General features: G+C 49.5%; 15 protein-coding genes. 14 read left to right on the forward strand and 1 reads right to left on the reverse strand.

Annotation, left to right across the window (positions count from 1 at the left end; all coding sequences use genetic code 11):
• The first annotated feature begins 30 nt into the window (after positions 1-30).
• From G434_RS12075 to G434_RS12045, 7 genes are all read left to right on the forward strand, one after another.
• Positions 31-273 (forward strand): YhdT family protein, encoded by a 243-nt coding sequence (locus G434_RS12075; RefSeq protein ID WP_000381170.1) that lies wholly within the window; start codon positions 31-33, stop codon positions 271-273.
• Positions 263-1,714 carry a sodium/pantothenate symporter gene (gene panF, locus G434_RS12070; RefSeq protein WP_001175714.1) on the forward strand — a complete coding sequence of 484 codons (1,452 nt, stop codon included), beginning with the start codon at positions 263-265 and terminating at the stop codon, positions 1,712-1,714. The genes G434_RS12075 and panF overlap by 11 nt, the downstream gene beginning before the upstream one ends.
• Positions 1,715-1,725: 11 nt before the next feature.
• Positions 1,726-2,607 (forward strand): 50S ribosomal protein L11 methyltransferase, encoded by an 882-nt coding sequence (gene prmA / locus G434_RS12065; RefSeq protein ID WP_001145827.1) that lies wholly within the window; start codon positions 1,726-1,728, stop codon positions 2,605-2,607.
• Positions 2,608-2,935: 328 nt separating this feature from the next.
• Entirely contained in the window at positions 2,936-3,901 is a 966-nt protein-coding gene (gene dusB / locus G434_RS12060; RefSeq protein WP_001219652.1) for a tRNA dihydrouridine synthase DusB, read from the forward strand.
• A gap of 25 nt (positions 3,902-3,926) precedes the next feature.
• Positions 3,927-4,223 carry a DNA-binding transcriptional regulator Fis gene (fis, locus tag G434_RS12055; RefSeq protein ID WP_000462905.1) on the forward strand — a complete coding sequence of 99 codons (297 nt, stop codon included), beginning with the start codon at positions 3,927-3,929 and terminating at the stop codon, positions 4,221-4,223.
• Between the two features lie 85 nt (positions 4,224-4,308).
• Entirely contained in the window at positions 4,309-5,193 is an 885-nt protein-coding gene (yhdJ, locus tag G434_RS12050; RefSeq protein ID WP_001258950.1) for an adenine-specific DNA-methyltransferase, read from the forward strand.
• Positions 5,194-5,276: 83 nt separating this feature from the next.
• Entirely contained in the window at positions 5,277-5,456 is a 180-nt protein-coding gene (locus tag G434_RS12045; RefSeq protein ID WP_001295275.1) for a DUF2556 family protein, read from the forward strand.
• 2 nt (positions 5,457-5,458) lie between these two features.
• Here the strand turns inward: G434_RS12045 and acrS are convergent, their stop codons facing one another.
• Positions 5,459-6,121 (reverse strand): multidrug efflux transporter transcriptional repressor AcrS, encoded by a 663-nt coding sequence (gene acrS, locus G434_RS12040; protein WP_001129529.1) that lies wholly within the window; start codon positions 6,119-6,121, stop codon positions 5,459-5,461.
• Between the two features lie 398 nt (positions 6,122-6,519).
• Here acrS and acrE point away from each other — a divergent pair, with 398 nt between their 5' ends.
• The 7 genes from acrE (at position 6,520) to G434_RS12005 (ending at position 15,851) form a co-directional block, all read left to right on the forward strand.
• Positions 6,520-7,677 (forward strand): multidrug efflux RND transporter periplasmic adaptor subunit AcrE, encoded by a 1,158-nt coding sequence (gene acrE, locus G434_RS12035; protein ID WP_000160348.1) that lies wholly within the window; start codon positions 6,520-6,522, stop codon positions 7,675-7,677.
• An 11-nt stretch (positions 7,678-7,688) separates the two neighbouring features.
• Positions 7,689-10,793, forward strand: coding sequence for a multidrug efflux RND transporter permease subunit AcrF (gene acrF / locus G434_RS12030; protein WP_001273225.1), 3,105 nt, complete (start codon positions 7,689-7,691; stop codon positions 10,791-10,793).
• A 252-nt stretch (positions 10,794-11,045) separates the two neighbouring features.
• Positions 11,046-11,267 (forward strand): putative periplasmic lipoprotein, encoded by a 222-nt coding sequence (locus tag G434_RS12025; protein WP_000825639.1) that lies wholly within the window; start codon positions 11,046-11,048, stop codon positions 11,265-11,267.
• A gap of 430 nt (positions 11,268-11,697) precedes the next feature.
• A complete protein-coding gene (locus G434_RS12020) occupies positions 11,698-12,723 on the forward strand; it encodes an amino acid ABC transporter substrate-binding protein (protein WP_000738579.1) in 1,026 nt (341 codons plus the stop codon).
• Between the two features lie 67 nt (positions 12,724-12,790).
• Complete coding sequence (locus G434_RS12015) at positions 12,791-13,972, forward strand: amino acid ABC transporter permease (RefSeq protein WP_000019643.1); 1,182 nt, start codon at positions 12,791-12,793, stop codon at positions 13,970-13,972.
• Positions 13,973-13,981: 9 nt separating this feature from the next.
• Positions 13,982-15,085: an amino acid ABC transporter permease gene (locus G434_RS12010; RefSeq protein WP_001309793.1), complete on the forward strand. Its 1,104-nt coding sequence runs from the start codon at positions 13,982-13,984 to the stop codon at positions 15,083-15,085.
• 7 nt (positions 15,086-15,092) lie between these two features.
• The gene (locus G434_RS12005) at positions 15,093-15,851 is read left to right on the forward strand and encodes an amino acid ABC transporter ATP-binding protein (RefSeq protein ID WP_000078348.1); all 759 of its coding nucleotides are present in this window, start codon (positions 15,093-15,095) and stop codon (positions 15,849-15,851) included.
• The last annotated feature ends 159 nt before the right edge of the window (positions 15,852-16,010 follow it).

Raw genomic sequence — 16,010 nt, forward strand, 5'->3', positions numbered from 1 at the left:
CCCGCTTTCTTCACCCATCAGGGACAAAAAATGGACACTCGTTTTGTTCAGGCCCATAAAGAGGCGCGCTGGGCGCTGGGGCTGACCCTTTTGTATCTGGCGGTATGGTTAGTAGCCGCTTACTTACCTGGCGTTGCCCCCGGTTTTACCGGCTTTCCGCGCTGGTTTGAGATGGCCTGCATCCTGACGCCGCTGCTGTTTATTGGACTGTGCTGGGCGATGGTGAAATTTATCTATCGCGATATCCCACTGGAGGATGACGATGCAGCTTGAAGTGATTCTACCGCTGGTCGCCTATCTGGTGGTGGTGTTCGGTATCTCTGTTTATGCGATGCGTAAACGGAGCACCGGCACCTTCCTTAATGAGTATTTCCTCGGCAGCCGCTCTATGGGCGGTATTGTGCTGGCGATGACGCTCACCGCGACCTATATCAGTGCCAGTTCGTTTATCGGCGGGCCTGGCGCTGCTTATAAATACGGCCTGGGTTGGGTATTGCTGGCGATGATTCAGCTTCCTGCGGTCTGGCTTTCGCTCGGTATTCTCGGCAAGAAGTTCGCGATTCTTGCGCGCCGCTACAATGCGGTGACGCTGAACGATATGCTATTTGCCCGCTACCAGAGTCGTCTGCTGGTGTGGCTGGCGAGTTTAAGTTTGCTGGTTGCGTTCGTTGGTGCGATGACCGTGCAGTTTATCGGCGGTGCGCGTCTGCTGGAAACCGCGGCGGGTATCCCTTATGAAACAGGTTTGCTGATTTTTGGCATCAGCATTGCGCTCTACACCGCCTTCGGCGGCTTTCGCGCCAGCGTGCTGAACGACACCATGCAAGGGCTGGTGATGCTGATTGGCACCATTGTGCTGCTTATTGGCGTGGTACATGCCGCAGGTGGCTTAAGCAACGCAGTAGAGACGTTGCAAACCATCGATCCGCAACTGGTTACGCCACAAGGCGCTGACGATATTCTGTCGCCTGCCTTTATGACGTCGTTCTGGGTGCTGGTGTGTTTTGGCGTGATTGGCCTGCCGCATACTGCGGTGCGCTGTATCTCTTATAAAGACAGCAAAGCCGTACATCGGGGGATCATCATCGGTACGATTGTGGTCGCAATCCTGATGTTCGGTATGCACCTGGCCGGAGCGTTAGGTCGGGCGGTGATCCCCGATCTCACCGTACCGGACCTGGTGATCCCGACGTTAATGGTAAAAGTGTTGCCACCGTTTGCTGCCGGGATCTTCCTGGCTGCACCTATGGCTGCGATCATGTCGACGATCAATGCCCAGTTGCTGCAAAGTTCCGCTACGATCATTAAAGATCTCTATTTGAATATCCGTCCGGATCAAATGCAAAACGAGACGCGTCTGAAGCGGATGTCGGCGGTAATTACGTTAGTTCTCGGTGCGTTGCTGCTGCTTGCCGCCTGGAAGCCGCCAGAAATGATCATCTGGCTGAATTTGCTGGCCTTCGGTGGGCTGGAAGCCGTTTTCCTGTGGCCGCTGGTACTGGGTCTTTACTGGGAACGCGCCAACGCCAAAGGCGCGCTAAGTGCGATGATTGTTGGCGGCGTACTGTATGCCGTACTCGCGACGCTGAATATTCAGTACCTGGGCTTCCACCCTATCGTGCCCTCGTTACTACTAAGTTTGCTGGCTTTCCTGGTCGGAAACCGTTTCGGTACATCCGTCCCGCAAGCTACCGTTTTGACTACTGATAAATAAAGAGTTTTGCCATGCCTTGGATCCAACTGAAACTGAACACTACCGGCGCGAACGCGGAAGATCTTAGCGATGCGCTGATGGAAGCGGGTGCCGTTTCTATCACTTTTCAGGATACCCACGATACGCCTGTATTTGAGCCGCTGCCGGGCGAAACGCGCCTGTGGGGCGATACCGATGTGATTGGTCTGTTCGACGCTGAAACCGATATGAACGACGTGGTGGCGATTCTGGAAAACCATCCGCTGCTCGGCGCGGGCTTCGCGCATAAAATCGAACAACTGGAAGATAAAGACTGGGAGCGCGAATGGATGGATAATTTCCACCCGATGCGCTTTGGTGAACGACTGTGGATCTGCCCAAGCTGGCGTGATGTGCCGGACGAAAACGCCGTCAACGTGATGTTAGATCCAGGGCTGGCGTTTGGTACGGGTACCCATCCAACTACCTCTCTGTGCCTGCAATGGCTCGACAGCCTCGATTTAACCGGTAAAACAGTCATCGACTTTGGCTGCGGTTCCGGCATTCTGGCTATCGCGGCGCTGAAACTGGGTGCAGCAAAAGCCATTGGTATTGATATTGATCCGCAGGCGATTCAGGCCAGCCGCGACAACGCGGAACGTAATGGCGTCTCTGACCGTCTGGAACTCTACTTACCGAAAGATCAGCCAGAAGAAATGAAAGCCGACGTGGTGGTCGCTAACATCCTTGCAGGCCCATTACGTGAACTGGCACCGTTAATCAGCGTCCTGCCAGTTTCAGGCGGTTTGCTGGGCCTTTCCGGTATTCTGGCAAGCCAGGCAGAGAGCGTTTGCGAAGCTTATGCCGACAGCTTCGCTCTGGACCCGGTCGTGGAAAAAGAAGAGTGGTGCCGCATTACCGGTCGTAAGAATTAACCTTCGCATCGCCGTAGGGTGACGCAGAGCGAAGTGCGAGCGATGTCACAAAAGGCACGTTAATTTGCCGATTATTTACGCAAATTTGCGTGCCAAAATTTTCATTCATAAAGAAAAATTGAGAACTTACTCAAATTTCTTTGAGTGTAAATTTTAGTCACTATTTTCTAATATGATGATTTTTATGAGTAATTATCGCGCTACGCTCATTTTAAATGCAATTCTTTGATCCATCTCAGAGGATTGGTCAAAGTTTGGCCTTTCATCTCGTGCAAAAAATGCGTAATATACGCCGCCTTGCAGTCACAGTATGGTCATTTCTTAACTCATGCGCATCGGACAATATCAGCTCAGAAATCGCCTGATCGCAGCGCCCATGGCTGGCATTACAGACAGACCTTTTCGGACGTTGTGCTACGAGATGGGAGCCGGATTGACAGTATCCGAGATGATGTCTTCTAACCCTCAGGTTTGGGAAAGCGACAAATCTCGTTTACGGATGGTGCACATTGATGAACCCGGTATTCGCACCGTGCAAATTGCTGGTAGCGATCCGAAAGAAATGGCAGATGCAGCACGTATTAACGTGGAAAGCGGTGCCCAGATTATTGATATCAATATGGGTTGCCCGGCTAAAAAAGTGAATCGCAAGCTCGCAGGTTCAGCCCTCTTGCAGTACCCGGATGTCGTTAAATCGATCCTTACCGAGGTCGTCAATGCAGTGGACGTTCCTGTTACCCTGAAAATTCGCACTGGCTGGGCACCGGAACACCGTAACTGCGAAGAGATTGCCCAACTGGCTGAAGACTGTGGCATTCAGGCTCTGACCATTCATGGCCGTACACGCGCCTGTTTGTTCAATGGAGAAGCTGAGTACGACAGTATTCGGGCAGTTAAGCAGAAAGTTTCCATTCCGGTTATCGCGAATGGCGACATTACTGACCCGCTTAAAGCCAGAGCTGTGCTCGACTATACAGGGGCGGATGCCTTGATGATAGGCCGCGCAGCTCAGGGAAGACCCTGGATCTTTCGGGAAATCCAGCATTATCTGGACACTGGGGAGTTGCTGCCCCCGCTGCCTTTGGCAGAGGTTAAGCGCTTGCTTTGCGCGCACGTTCGGGAACTGCATGACTTTTATGGTCCGGCAAAAGGGTACCGAATTGCACGTAAACACGTTTCCTGGTATCTCCAGGAACACGCTCCAAATGACCAGTTTCGGCGCACATTCAACGCCATTGAGGATGCCAGCGAACAGCTGGAGGCGTTGGAGGCATACTTCGAAAATTTTGCGTAAACAGAAATAAAGAGCTGACAGAACTATGTTCGAACAACGCGTAAATTCTGACGTACTGACCGTTTCTACCGTTAACTCTCAGGATCAGGTAACCCAAAAACCCCTGCGTGACTCGGTTAAACAGGCACTGAAGAACTATTTTGCTCAACTGAACGGTCAGGATGTGAATGACCTCTATGAGCTGGTACTGGCTGAAGTAGAACAGCCCCTGTTGGACATGGTGATGCAATACACCCGTGGTAACCAGACCCGTGCTGCGCTGATGATGGGCATCAACCGTGGTACGCTGCGTAAAAAATTGAAAAAATACGGCATGAACTAATTCAGGTTAGCTAAATGCTTGATTAAAAAGGCGCTACTCGGCATGGGGAAGCGCCTTTTTTATAGGTGTCACAAAGGGAGTGACCATGAGAACAGGATGTGAACCGACCCGATTTGGTAATGAAGCAAAGACCATCATCCAGGGTGATGCATTAACCGAACTTAAAAAGCTCCCCGCCGAAAGTGTCGATCTGATCTTTGCCGACCCACCGTATAACATCGGTAAAAATTTTGATGGTCTGATCGAAGCCTGGAAAGAAGATCTGTTTATCGACTGGCTGTTTGAAGTGATTGCAGAGTGCCATCGCGTTCTGAAAAAGCAGGGCAGCATGTACATCATGAATAGCACGGAAAACATGCCCTTTATCGATCTCCAGTGCCGCAAGCTTTTTACCATCAAAAGTCGCATCGTCTGGTCATATGACAGTTCTGGAGTGCAGGCGAAAAAACACTACGGCTCCATGTACGAACCCATCCTGATGATGGTGAAAGACGCAAAGAACTACACATTCAACGGTGATGCTATTCTGGTAGAAGCCAAAACCGGATCGCAGCGCGCGTTGATCGATTATCGCAAAAACCCTCCACAGCCTTACAATCATCAAAAAGTACCGGGTAACGTCTGGGATTTTCCGCGCGTGCGTTATTTGATGGATGAATATGAAAACCACCCGACGCAAAAACCGGAAGCCTTACTGAAACGCATTATTCTCGGCTCTTCCAACCCAGGCGATATCGTTCTCGACCCGTTTGCTGGTAGCTTTACTACCGGTGCCGTAGCCGTCGCCAGTGGGCGAAAATTCATTGGTATTGAGATCAACAGCGAGTACATCAAAATGGGGCTTCGACGGCTGGATGTCGCGTCGCATTACTCTGCGGAAGAACTGGCGAAAGTGAAAAAAAGAAAGACCGGCAACCTGTCAAAACGAAGCAGGTTAAGCGAAGTTGACCCCGATCTCATTGCAAAGTAAAGGAAGTGTAAGCCTGGTTTTCAGATTATTCATTTCGTGTATATTTCCTGCCAGACTTGGTTAAACATGCACAGGCTCAGGTAATGATTCGCAAGTATTGGTGGCTCGTCGTTTTCGCTGTCTTCGTTTTTCTGTTTGATACTTTACTGATGCAGTGGATTGAACTGCTCGCAACAGAAACAGACAAATGCCGCAATATGAACTCAGTTAATCCACTAAAACTGGTTAACTGTGACGAACTGAATTTTCAGGACAGAATGTGAATTTATATGACACTTAATTCATTCGTTTTATGAATTAATTTCGTTATGTTTTCATCTGGCATGAACATTCTTAATACGTTATCGACCAGTGCGGGTGCTTGTTTATAAAGATCATAACCCGCCATATTCATTAACCAGTTTTGAACAATTCCGCTGAAGGCACCATCAATAATAATCATCACAACATCTAAATCGAGATTATTTGCTATACAACCTTGTTGCAGACATGCCTGCAATACTTCGCGGAGAGTCTGCGGATTAAAACCCATCTTTTCGCGTATCACTCCCTCTGCCAGCATCTCATCATTAAATTCACATTTGTGATATAAGATTTTCAGCAACGCCTGCTGGCGGGGAATTTTGGCAATATATTGCAAGCCAACAATCAATTTTTCACGCAATTGCTGAAACGGGTCATGCTCTAACCCAGCAGTCAAGTGATCCTGGATTAACTCCCGCAATGAAGGCTGTTGCAACCACATCTCATTAAACAGTTGGGTCTTGTTCTCGAAGTGCCAGTAGATAGCGCCACGCGTAACGTTAGCGGCGTCGGCAATGTCGTTGAGCGTCGTCTTGCTTACGCCACGCTGCGCAAACTGGGCGATGGCAGTTTCAATCAGTTCTTGCCGGGTCTTCAGGGCTTCAGCTTTGGTTCTTTTTGCCATGATTAATTATTCAGGAAATAAATATATTCGACACAGGATGAGAAAATAGCGAAGGTTAATCTATCACCTAATGTATATTTATACGAGAGGCTAATATTGAGTTGCTATAAATCGTCAAATAAATAACGTTTATTATTTACCTAAAATACATTCACTCTATCAATATATATTTCAATTTACGAGGATTTGATTCTACCTCTTTCAACCCGCGTCAAAATAAAACAGTAGAATATTAATCTTTTTTTGTGTTTATGTGCCTTGAGACGCCAGTATTCATAACTATTCCTTACATCGACGAATGATAATTTGTAGGATAGCGAACTGTATTTTTCTTTCTGCGAGTTAACGCGTTGCCTTTTTGGGTAAATAACGCGCTTTTGGTTTTTTGAGGAATAGTAATGACGAAACATGCCAGGTTTTTCCTCCTGCCCTCCTTTATTCTGATCTCCGCGGCTTTAATCGCCGGTTGTAACGATAAGGGAGAAGAGAAAGCTCACGTCGGTGAACCGCAGGTTACCGTTCATATTGTGAAAACGGCCCCGTTAGAAGTTAAGACTGAATTACCAGGCCGCACCAATGCTTACCGTATAGCCGAAGTTCGCCCACAGGTTAGCGGGATCGTACTGAATCGCAATTTCACTGAAGGCAGCGATGTGCAAGCAGGCCAGTCCCTGTACCAGATCGATCCCGCGACCTATCAGGCAAGTTATGACAGCGCGAAAGGCGAACTGGCGAAAAGTGAAGCCGCCGCCGCCATCGCGCATTTGACGGTAAAACGTTACGTTCCGCTCGTGGGTACGAAATACATCAGTCAGCAGGAGTACGACCAGGCCATTGCTGATGCTCGCCAGGCCGATGCCGCCGTGATTGCCGCAAAAGCCACGGTCGAAAGCGCTCGCATCAATCTCGCTTATACCAAAGTGACTGCGCCAATTAGCGGACGTATCGGCAAATCGACCGTGACCGAAGGCGCTCTTGTCACTAATGGGCAAACGACTGAACTGGCGACTGTCCAGCAGCTCGATCCTATCTACGTTGATGTGACCCAATCCAGCAACGATTTTATGAGGCTGAAGCAATCCGTAGAGCAAGGAAATTTGCATAAGGAAAACGCCACCAGCAACGTAGAGTTGGTCATGGAAAACGGTCAAACCTATCCCCTGAAAGGTACGCTGCAATTCTCTGATGTGACCGTTGATGAAAGCACCGGCTCCATAACCCTACGTGCTGTCTTCCCTAACCCGCAACATACGCTTTTGCCGGGTATGTTTGTGCGTGCACGGATTGATGAAGGCGTCCAACCTGACGCCATTCTTATCCCGCAACAAGGCGTTAGCCGCACACCGCGTGGTGATGCAACCGTGCTGATTGTTAACGATAAAAGCCAGGTTGAAGCGCGCCCTGTCGTTGCCAGTCAGGCGATTGGCGATAAATGGTTGATTAGCGAAGGTCTGAAATCTGGCGATCAAGTCATTGTCAGCGGCCTGCAAAAAGCGCGTCCGGGAGAGCAGGTTAAAGCCACTACCGATACCCCCGCAGATTCTGCATCGAAGTAAGGCAATCTGACATGGCAAACTTTTTTATTCGACGACCGATATTTGCATGGGTGCTGGCCATTATTCTGATGATGGCGGGCGCACTGGCGATCCTACAATTGCCCGTCGCCCAATACCCAACCATTGCACCGCCTGCGGTTTCTGTTTCAGCAAACTATCCGGGCGCTGATGCGCAGACCGTGCAGGATACGGTGACGCAGGTTATCGAACAGAATATGAACGGTATCGATAACCTGATGTATATGTCCTCCACCAGCGATTCCGCCGGTAGCGTGACAATTACCCTTACCTTCCAGTCCGGGACCGATCCTGATATCGCGCAAGTGCAGGTGCAGAACAAACTCCAGCTCGCCACGCCGTTGCTGCCGCAGGAAGTACAGCAGCAGGGGATCAGTGTTGAAAAGTCCAGTAGCAGCTATTTGATGGTGGCGGGCTTTGTCTCTGATAACCCAGACACCACACAGGACGATATCTCGGACTATGTGGCCTCTAACGTTAAAGATACGCTTAGCCGTCTGAATGGCGTCGGTGACGTACAGCTTTTCGGCGCACAGTATGCGATGCGTATCTGGTTGGACGCCGATCTGCTAAACAAATATAAACTGACGCCTGTTGATGTGATTAACCAGTTGAAGGTACAGAACGATCAGATCGCTGCCGGACAGTTGGGCGGAACGCCAGCGTTACCAGGGCAACAGTTGAACGCCTCGATTATTGCTCAGACGCGGTTAAAAAATCCGGAAGAATTCGGCAAAGTGACCTTGCGCGTAAACAGTGACGGCTCGGTGGTACGCCTGAAAGATGTCGCACGGGTTGAACTTGGCGGTGAAAACTATAACGTTATCGCTCGCATCAACGGTAAACCGGCGGCGGGCCTGGGGATTAAGCTGGCAACCGGCGCGAATGCTCTCGATACCGCGAAAGCCATTAAGGCAAAACTGGCGGAATTACAGCCATTCTTCCCGCAGGGAATGAAGGTTCTCTACCCTTATGACACCACGCCATTCGTCCAGCTTTCTATTCACGAAGTGGTAAAAACGCTGTTCGAAGCTATTATGCTGGTGTTCCTGGTGATGTATCTGTTCTTGCAGAATATGCGAGCAACGCTGATCCCCACCATTGCGGTACCCGTGGTGTTGTTAGGGACGTTTGCCATCCTCGCCGCTTTTGGTTACTCCATCAACACACTAACGATGTTCGGGATGGTGCTTGCCATCGGGCTGCTCGTCGATGATGCGATAGTGGTGGTGGAGAACGTCGAGCGCGTGATGATGGAGGATAAGCTCCCGCCAAAAGAAGCGACGGAAAAATCAATGTCGCAAATCCAGGGCGCACTGGTGGGTATCGCAATGGTGCTGTCAGCGGTATTTATTCCGATGGCATTCTTCGGCGGTTCTACTGGGGCAATTTATCGCCAGTTCTCTATCACCATCGTTTCGGCAATGGCGCTTTCTGTTCTGGTGGCATTGATTCTTACCCCAGCGTTATGTGCAACACTGCTCAAACCCGTCTCTGCTGAGCATCACGAAAATAAGGGCGGTTTCTTCGGCTGGTTTAATACCACCTTCGATCATAGCGTTAACCACTACACCAACAGCGTCGGCAAAATACTCGGTTCCACAGGACGATATTTACTGATCTATGCACTAATTGTTGCTGGAATGGTGGTGTTGTTTTTACGTCTTCCGTCTTCCTTCTTACCTGAAGAGGATCAGGGTGTCTTTCTGACTATGATTCAGTTACCCGCTGGCGCGACGCAAGAGCGAACGCAAAAAGTGTTGGATCAAGTGACGGATTACTATCTGAAGAACGAGAAAGCGAACGTAGAAAGTGTCTTTACGGTTAACGGCTTTAGCTTCAGCGGCCAGGCACAAAACGCCGGTATGGCTTTCGTCAGTCTGAAACCGTGGGAAGAGCGTAGTGGTGACGAAAACAGTGCGGAAGCGGTAATCCATCGTGCCAAAATGGAATTGGGCAAGATCCGCGACGGTTTTGTCATTCCATTCAATATGCCAGCCATTGTTGAACTGGGCACGGCAACGGGTTTCGACTTTGAGTTAATTGATCAGGCTGGGCTGGGTCATGATGCCCTGACCCAGGCCCGTAACCAGTTGCTTGGCATGGCGGCGCAACATCCTGCCAGCTTAGTCAGCGTGCGTCCTAATGGTCTGGAAGACACCGCGCAGTTTAAACTGGAAGTTGACCAGGAAAAGGCGCAGGCATTAGGTGTTTCACTTTCTGACATCAATCAGACCATTTCAACGGCGTTAGGTGGGACTTACGTTAACGACTTCATTGACCGTGGTCGCGTGAAAAAGGTGTATGTTCAGGCGGATGCCAAATTCCGTATGCTGCCAGAAGATGTCGATAAACTTTATGTCCGCAGCGCCAACGGCGAAATGGTGCCATTCTCGGCCTTTACCACTGCACATTGGGTGTATGGCTCTCCGCGACTGGAGCGCTACAACGGTCTGCCGTCAATGGAGATTCAGGGGGAAGCCGCGCCAGGAACCAGTTCCGGCGATGCCATGGCGTTGATGGAAAACCTTGCATCACAATTACCAGCTGGCATTGGTTATGACTGGACGGGTATGTCATATCAGGAACGCTTATCGGGAAACCAGGCTCCCGCTCTGGTAGCAATTTCCTTTGTGGTTGTTTTCCTGTGCCTTGCTGCACTCTATGAAAGCTGGTCAATTCCTGTCTCGGTTATGTTGGTCGTGCCGTTAGGGATTGTCGGCGTGCTACTGGCGGCGACACTCTTTAATCAAAAAAATGACGTCTACTTTATGGTGGGCTTGCTAACGACAATTGGCTTGTCGGCTAAAAACGCTATTTTGATTGTTGAGTTCGCTAAAGATCTCATGGAGAAAGAGGGTAAAGGTGTTGTTGAAGCGACACTAATGGCAGTACGTATGCGTCTGCGTCCTATCCTGATGACCTCTCTCGCCTTTATTCTCGGCGTATTACCGCTAGCTATCAGTAACGGTGCCGGCAGTGGCGCGCAGAACGCAGTGGGTATCGGAGTAATGGGCGGGATGGTTTCTGCAACGTTGCTGGCAATCTTCTTCGTGCCGGTGTTCTTTGTGGTGATCCGCCGTTGCTTTAAAGGATAAATCAGAAACATAAAGGCACTTTCGGGTGCCTTTATTATTTTCAGTGAAACCCATAAAAATTAATAAGATATTCTTCTTCTCACTCTTTAAAAACTTTCTATAGTTCCCGCTCCCTTCACTATTTTTACAATTCACATAATTTGTCATTATTCATTCCGCAAGATTTATAACCTCCGGTGATAAAATGGCATTCAGCTCGTTAATAAGAGAGTTAACTTATTAAGCGTTAGCGTTTATTACTGAGGTAACACCATGAAAAGATTAATTCCTGTGGCATTGCTCACCGCATTGCTGGCGGGCTGTGCTCACGATTCGCCCTGCGTTCCGGTTTATGACGATCAGGGTCGACTGGTTCACACTAATACCTGTATGAAAGGCACGACTCAGGATAACTGGGAAACGGCTGGGGCTATTGCTGGCGGGGCAGCAGCTGTTGCTGGCCTGACGATGGGGATCATCGCTCTGTCGAAATAACTGCACAGGGCGCGGAGTACCGCACTCTGTTTAACGATACAGTATCTCACCATAAGATAAAATATTGCTATATTCTGCTGGCTAATTCCCTGCTGATTTAGCATGTTATATCGCGTTATTTCGCTGCTTTCGAAATAACGCATCAATTTAATTTTCACACTTCCCACCAGAATTATACTCACGCTAACAATCATTATTCTGCTTAGTAAAAAACGCGTAAATATTTTGCGCCAAAATGTGGCGCATGTTTCATTTTCGCACCATTGCGGGGCGCTGTTTTTATTATTTCCTGTCTACACTCAGCTTATTGCGACGCGAAATCGTGCGCAAAAGCTGGCACTACTTTTGCTTATAAGAGGATGGCCACAGACAGGTAAAAGACGTTTCCCAAACGTCCTATAACGATAATTTTCGCCTCACAGGAAGCATTATGAAAAAGATGATGATAGCCACACTGGCTGCCGCCAGCGTGCTGCTTGCCGTTGCAAATCAGGCGCATGCTGGCGCGACGCTTGATGCCGTTCAGAAAAAAGGTTTTGTGCAATGCGGGATCAGTGATGGATTACCTGGGTTCTCTTATGCCGATGCTGACGGTAAGTTTTCAGGTATTGATGTAGATGTTTGTCGTGGTGTTGCGGCAGCTGTATTTGGTGACGACACGAAAGTGAAATATACCCCGCTCACTGCAAAAGAACGCTTCACGGCTTTACAGTCAGGGGAGGTGGATTTGCTCTCCCGTAATACGACCTGGACTTCATCTCGCGATGCCGGGATGGGAATGGCATTTACTGGCGTCACTTATTACGACGGCATTGGCTTCCTGACGCACGATAAAGCGGGGCTAAAAAGCGCGAAAGAACTGGATGGCGCTACTGTCTGTATTCAGGCGGGTACTGATACCGAACTCAATGTTGCCGATTACTTCAAGGCAAACAATATGAAGTACACACCAGTGACTTTCGATCGCTCTGACGAATCAGCGAAGGCACTGGAATCTGGTCGCTGTGATACGCTGGCCTCGGATCAATCACAACTGTATGCCCTGCGCATCAAATTAAGCAACCCGGCTGAATGGATTGTCTTACCGGAAGTTATCTCCAAAGAACCGCTTGGGCCGGTAGTTCGTCGTGGCGATGATGAATGGTTCTCGATTGTACGCTGGACGCTTTTCGCCATGCTGAATGCTGAAGAGATGGGCATCAATTCCCAGAACGTCGATGAAAAAGCGGCTAATCCAGCAACGCCTGATATGGCACATTTGCTGGGTAAAGAAGGCGATTACGGCAAGGATCTGAAGTTGGATAATAAATGGGCCTATAACATCATCAAACAGGTGGGTAACTACTCGGAAATTTTTGAGCGTAACGTAGGTTCAGAAAGCCCGCTGAAAATTAAACGTGGGCAAAATAATCTCTGGAATAACGGCGGTATTCAGTACGCGCCGCCCGTGCGTTAAGTCGGTGTGAGGTAACGAGCGTCGCTACGGCGGCGCTCTCTTCAGCGTTATGCTTTCCGAGGTTTCTATGTCTCATCGCCGCTCAACCGTTAAAGGCTCACTCTCCTTTGCCAACCCTACGGTTCGTGCCTGGTTATTCCAGATCCTTGCCGTTGTTGCTGTTATCGGCATTGTTGGTTGGTTATTTCACAACACTGTAACGAATCTCAGTAATCGTGGCATTACTTCAGGTTTTGCCTTTCTGGATCGCGGCGCTGGCTTCGGTATTGTCCAGCATTTGATCGATTACCAGCAGGGTGATACCTACGGACGCGTTTTCATTGTTGGCTTACTCAATACGCTACTGGTTTCTGCATTGTGTATTGTATTCGCTTCTGTTCTGGGCTTCTTTATCGGTCTGGCTCGACTTTCGGATAACTGGCTGCTACGAAAGCTTTCCACAATTTATATTGAGATCTTCCGTAATATTCCGCCGCTGCTGCAAATCTTCTTCTGGTACTTTGCCGTGTTGCGCAATTTGCCCGGACCACGCCAGGCTGTGAGCGCGTTTGATCTGGCCTTTTTGAGCAATCGTGGGCTTTATATTCCGTCACCGCAGCTGGGAGACGGATTTATTGCGTTTATCCTGGCTGTTGTTATGGCTATAGTCCTTTCTGTTGGGCTATTCCGCTTTAATAAAACATACCAGATAAAGACCGGACAACTGCGCCGCACCTGGCCGATCGCCGCTGTGTTGATCATTGGTTTGCCTTTACTGGCGCAATGGCTTTTTGGCGCAGCACTACACTGGGATGTCCCAGCCCTACGAGGCTTTAACTTCCGTGGCGGGATGGTTTTAATTCCTGAACTGGCAGCCTTAACGCTGGCGCTTTCGGTTTATACCTCTGCATTTATCGCCGAGATTATCCGCGCTGGGATCCAGGCAGTGCCTTATGGTCAACATGAAGCGGCTCGGTCACTGGGATTACCCAATCCGGTTACGCTACGCCAGGTCATTATTCCCCAGGCACTGCGAGTGATTATTCCGCCGTTAACCAGCCAGTATCTCAACATCGTCAAAAACTCCTCTCTTGCCGCCGCGATTGGCTATCCGGATATGGTTTCGCTGTTTGCTGGCACCGTGCTGAACCAGACGGGGCAAGCCATCGAGACGATAGCCATGACCATGTCGGTCTATCTGATTATCAGCCTGACTATCTCGCTGCTGATGAATATCTATAACCGCCGCATCGCGATCGTTGAACGCTAAGGAGTCATGATGACAAAAGTATTGCTGTCTCATCCCCCGCGCCCGGCGAGCCATAACTCAAGCCGCGCGATGGTGTGGGTGCGAAAAAATCTGTTCTCCAGCTGGAGCAATAGCCTGCTGACTATTGGCTGCATATGGTTGATGTGGGAACTGATTCCACCGTTGCTGAACTGGGCATTTTTGCAGGCTAACTGGGTTGGCTCAACGCGTACCGACTGCACAAAAGCCGGTGCCTGTTGGGTCTTCATCCACGAACGATTTGGTCAGTTTATGTATGGGCTTTACCCACACGACCAACGCTGGCGAATTAACCTCGCATTACTGATTGGGCTTGTGTCGATCGCACCAATGTTCTGGAAAATACTCCCGAATCGCGGTCGCTATATTGCGGTATGGGCGGTGATTTACCCACTGATTGTCTGGTGGCTGATGTATGGCGGGTTTCTTGGTCTTGAGCGGGTTGAAACCCGGCAATGGGGCGGGCTGACGCTAACTTTAATTATTGCATCAGTTGGGATTGCGGGGGCGCTGCCGTGGGGGATCTTACTGGCGTTAGGTCGCCGCTCCCATATGCCGATTGTGCGTATCTTATCGGTCATTTTTATCGAGTTCTGGCGCGGTGTACCGCTGATTACCGTTCTGTTTATGTCTTCGGTCATGCTGCCGTTGTTTATGGCAGAAGGCACCAGTATCGACAAATTGATCCGCGCGCTGGTTGGCGTGATCCTGTTTCAGTCAGCATATGTTGCGGAAGTCGTGCGAGGCGGATTACAGGCGCTGCCTAAAGGGCAATATGAAGCGGCAGAGTCGCTGGCGTTGGGTTACTGGAAAACCCAGGGGCTGGTTATTCTGCCACAGGCGTTGAAGCTGGTGATTCCTGGGCTGGTAAATACCATCATCGCACTCTTCAAAGATACCAGCCTGGTGATCATCATCGGGTTGTTCGATCTTTTCAGTAGCGTTCAGCAGGCAACCGTTGATCCCGCCTGGTTGGGTATGTCGACGGAAGGGTATGTTTTCGCCGCACTGATCTACTGGATCTTCTGTTTCAGCATGTCACGTTATAGCCAACATCTGGAAAAACGTTTTAACACCGGGCGTACACCGCATTGAGGACACTATGAGCCAAATTTTACTGCAACCTGCTAACGCGATGATTACGCTGGAAAACGTCAATAAATGGTATGGGCAATTCCATGTTTTGAAAAATATAAATTTAACCGTGCAACCGGGAGAACGGATCGTTCTGTGTGGCCCTTCTGGTTCCGGTAAATCGACAACCATTCGTTGTATTAATCATCTGGAAGAACATCAACAGGGACGGATCGTGGTGGATGGCATCGAACTTAATGAAGATATCCGCAATATTGAGCGCGTCAGGCAGGAAGTGGGAATGGTCTTTCAGCATTTCAATCTCTTCCCTCATCTGACCGTTCTACAGAACTGTACCCTGGCACCGATTTGGGTACGCAAGATGCCTAAGAAAGAGGCTGAAGATCTGGCGTTGCATTACCTTGAGCGGGTGAGAATTGCCGAACATGCCCAGAAGTTTCCCGGACAGATTTCTGGTGGTCAGCAGCAACGCGTTGCCATAGCACGTTCACTTTGTATGAAACCAAAGATCATGCTATTTGATGAACCTACGTCAGCGCTCGATCCGGAGATGGTGAAAGAAGTGCTGGATACGATGATTGGGCTGGCGCAGTCGGGTATGACAATGTTGTGTGTAACACATGAGATGGGGTTTGCACGAACCGTCGCTGACAGGGTGATTTTTATGGATCGTGGGGAAATAGTGGAGCAAGCTGCACCTGATGAATTTTTTGCGCATCCTAAATCAGAGCGTACGAGGGCATTTTTATCGCAGGTAATCCATTAATTGAATGTTAGTTCGAAAAGCAAAAAGGCCATCCTTTCGGATGGCCTTTCGCTTGATTTGATGTCTGGCAGTTCCCTACTCTCGCATGGGGAGACCCCACACTACCATCGGCGCTACGGCGTTTCACTTCTGAGTTCGGCATGGGGTCAGGTGGGACCA

Origin of the sequence: Escherichia sp. KTE172 (assembly GCF_000408845.1) — a bacterium.
Taxonomy (GTDB): domain Bacteria; phylum Pseudomonadota; class Gammaproteobacteria; order Enterobacterales; family Enterobacteriaceae; genus Escherichia; species Escherichia coli.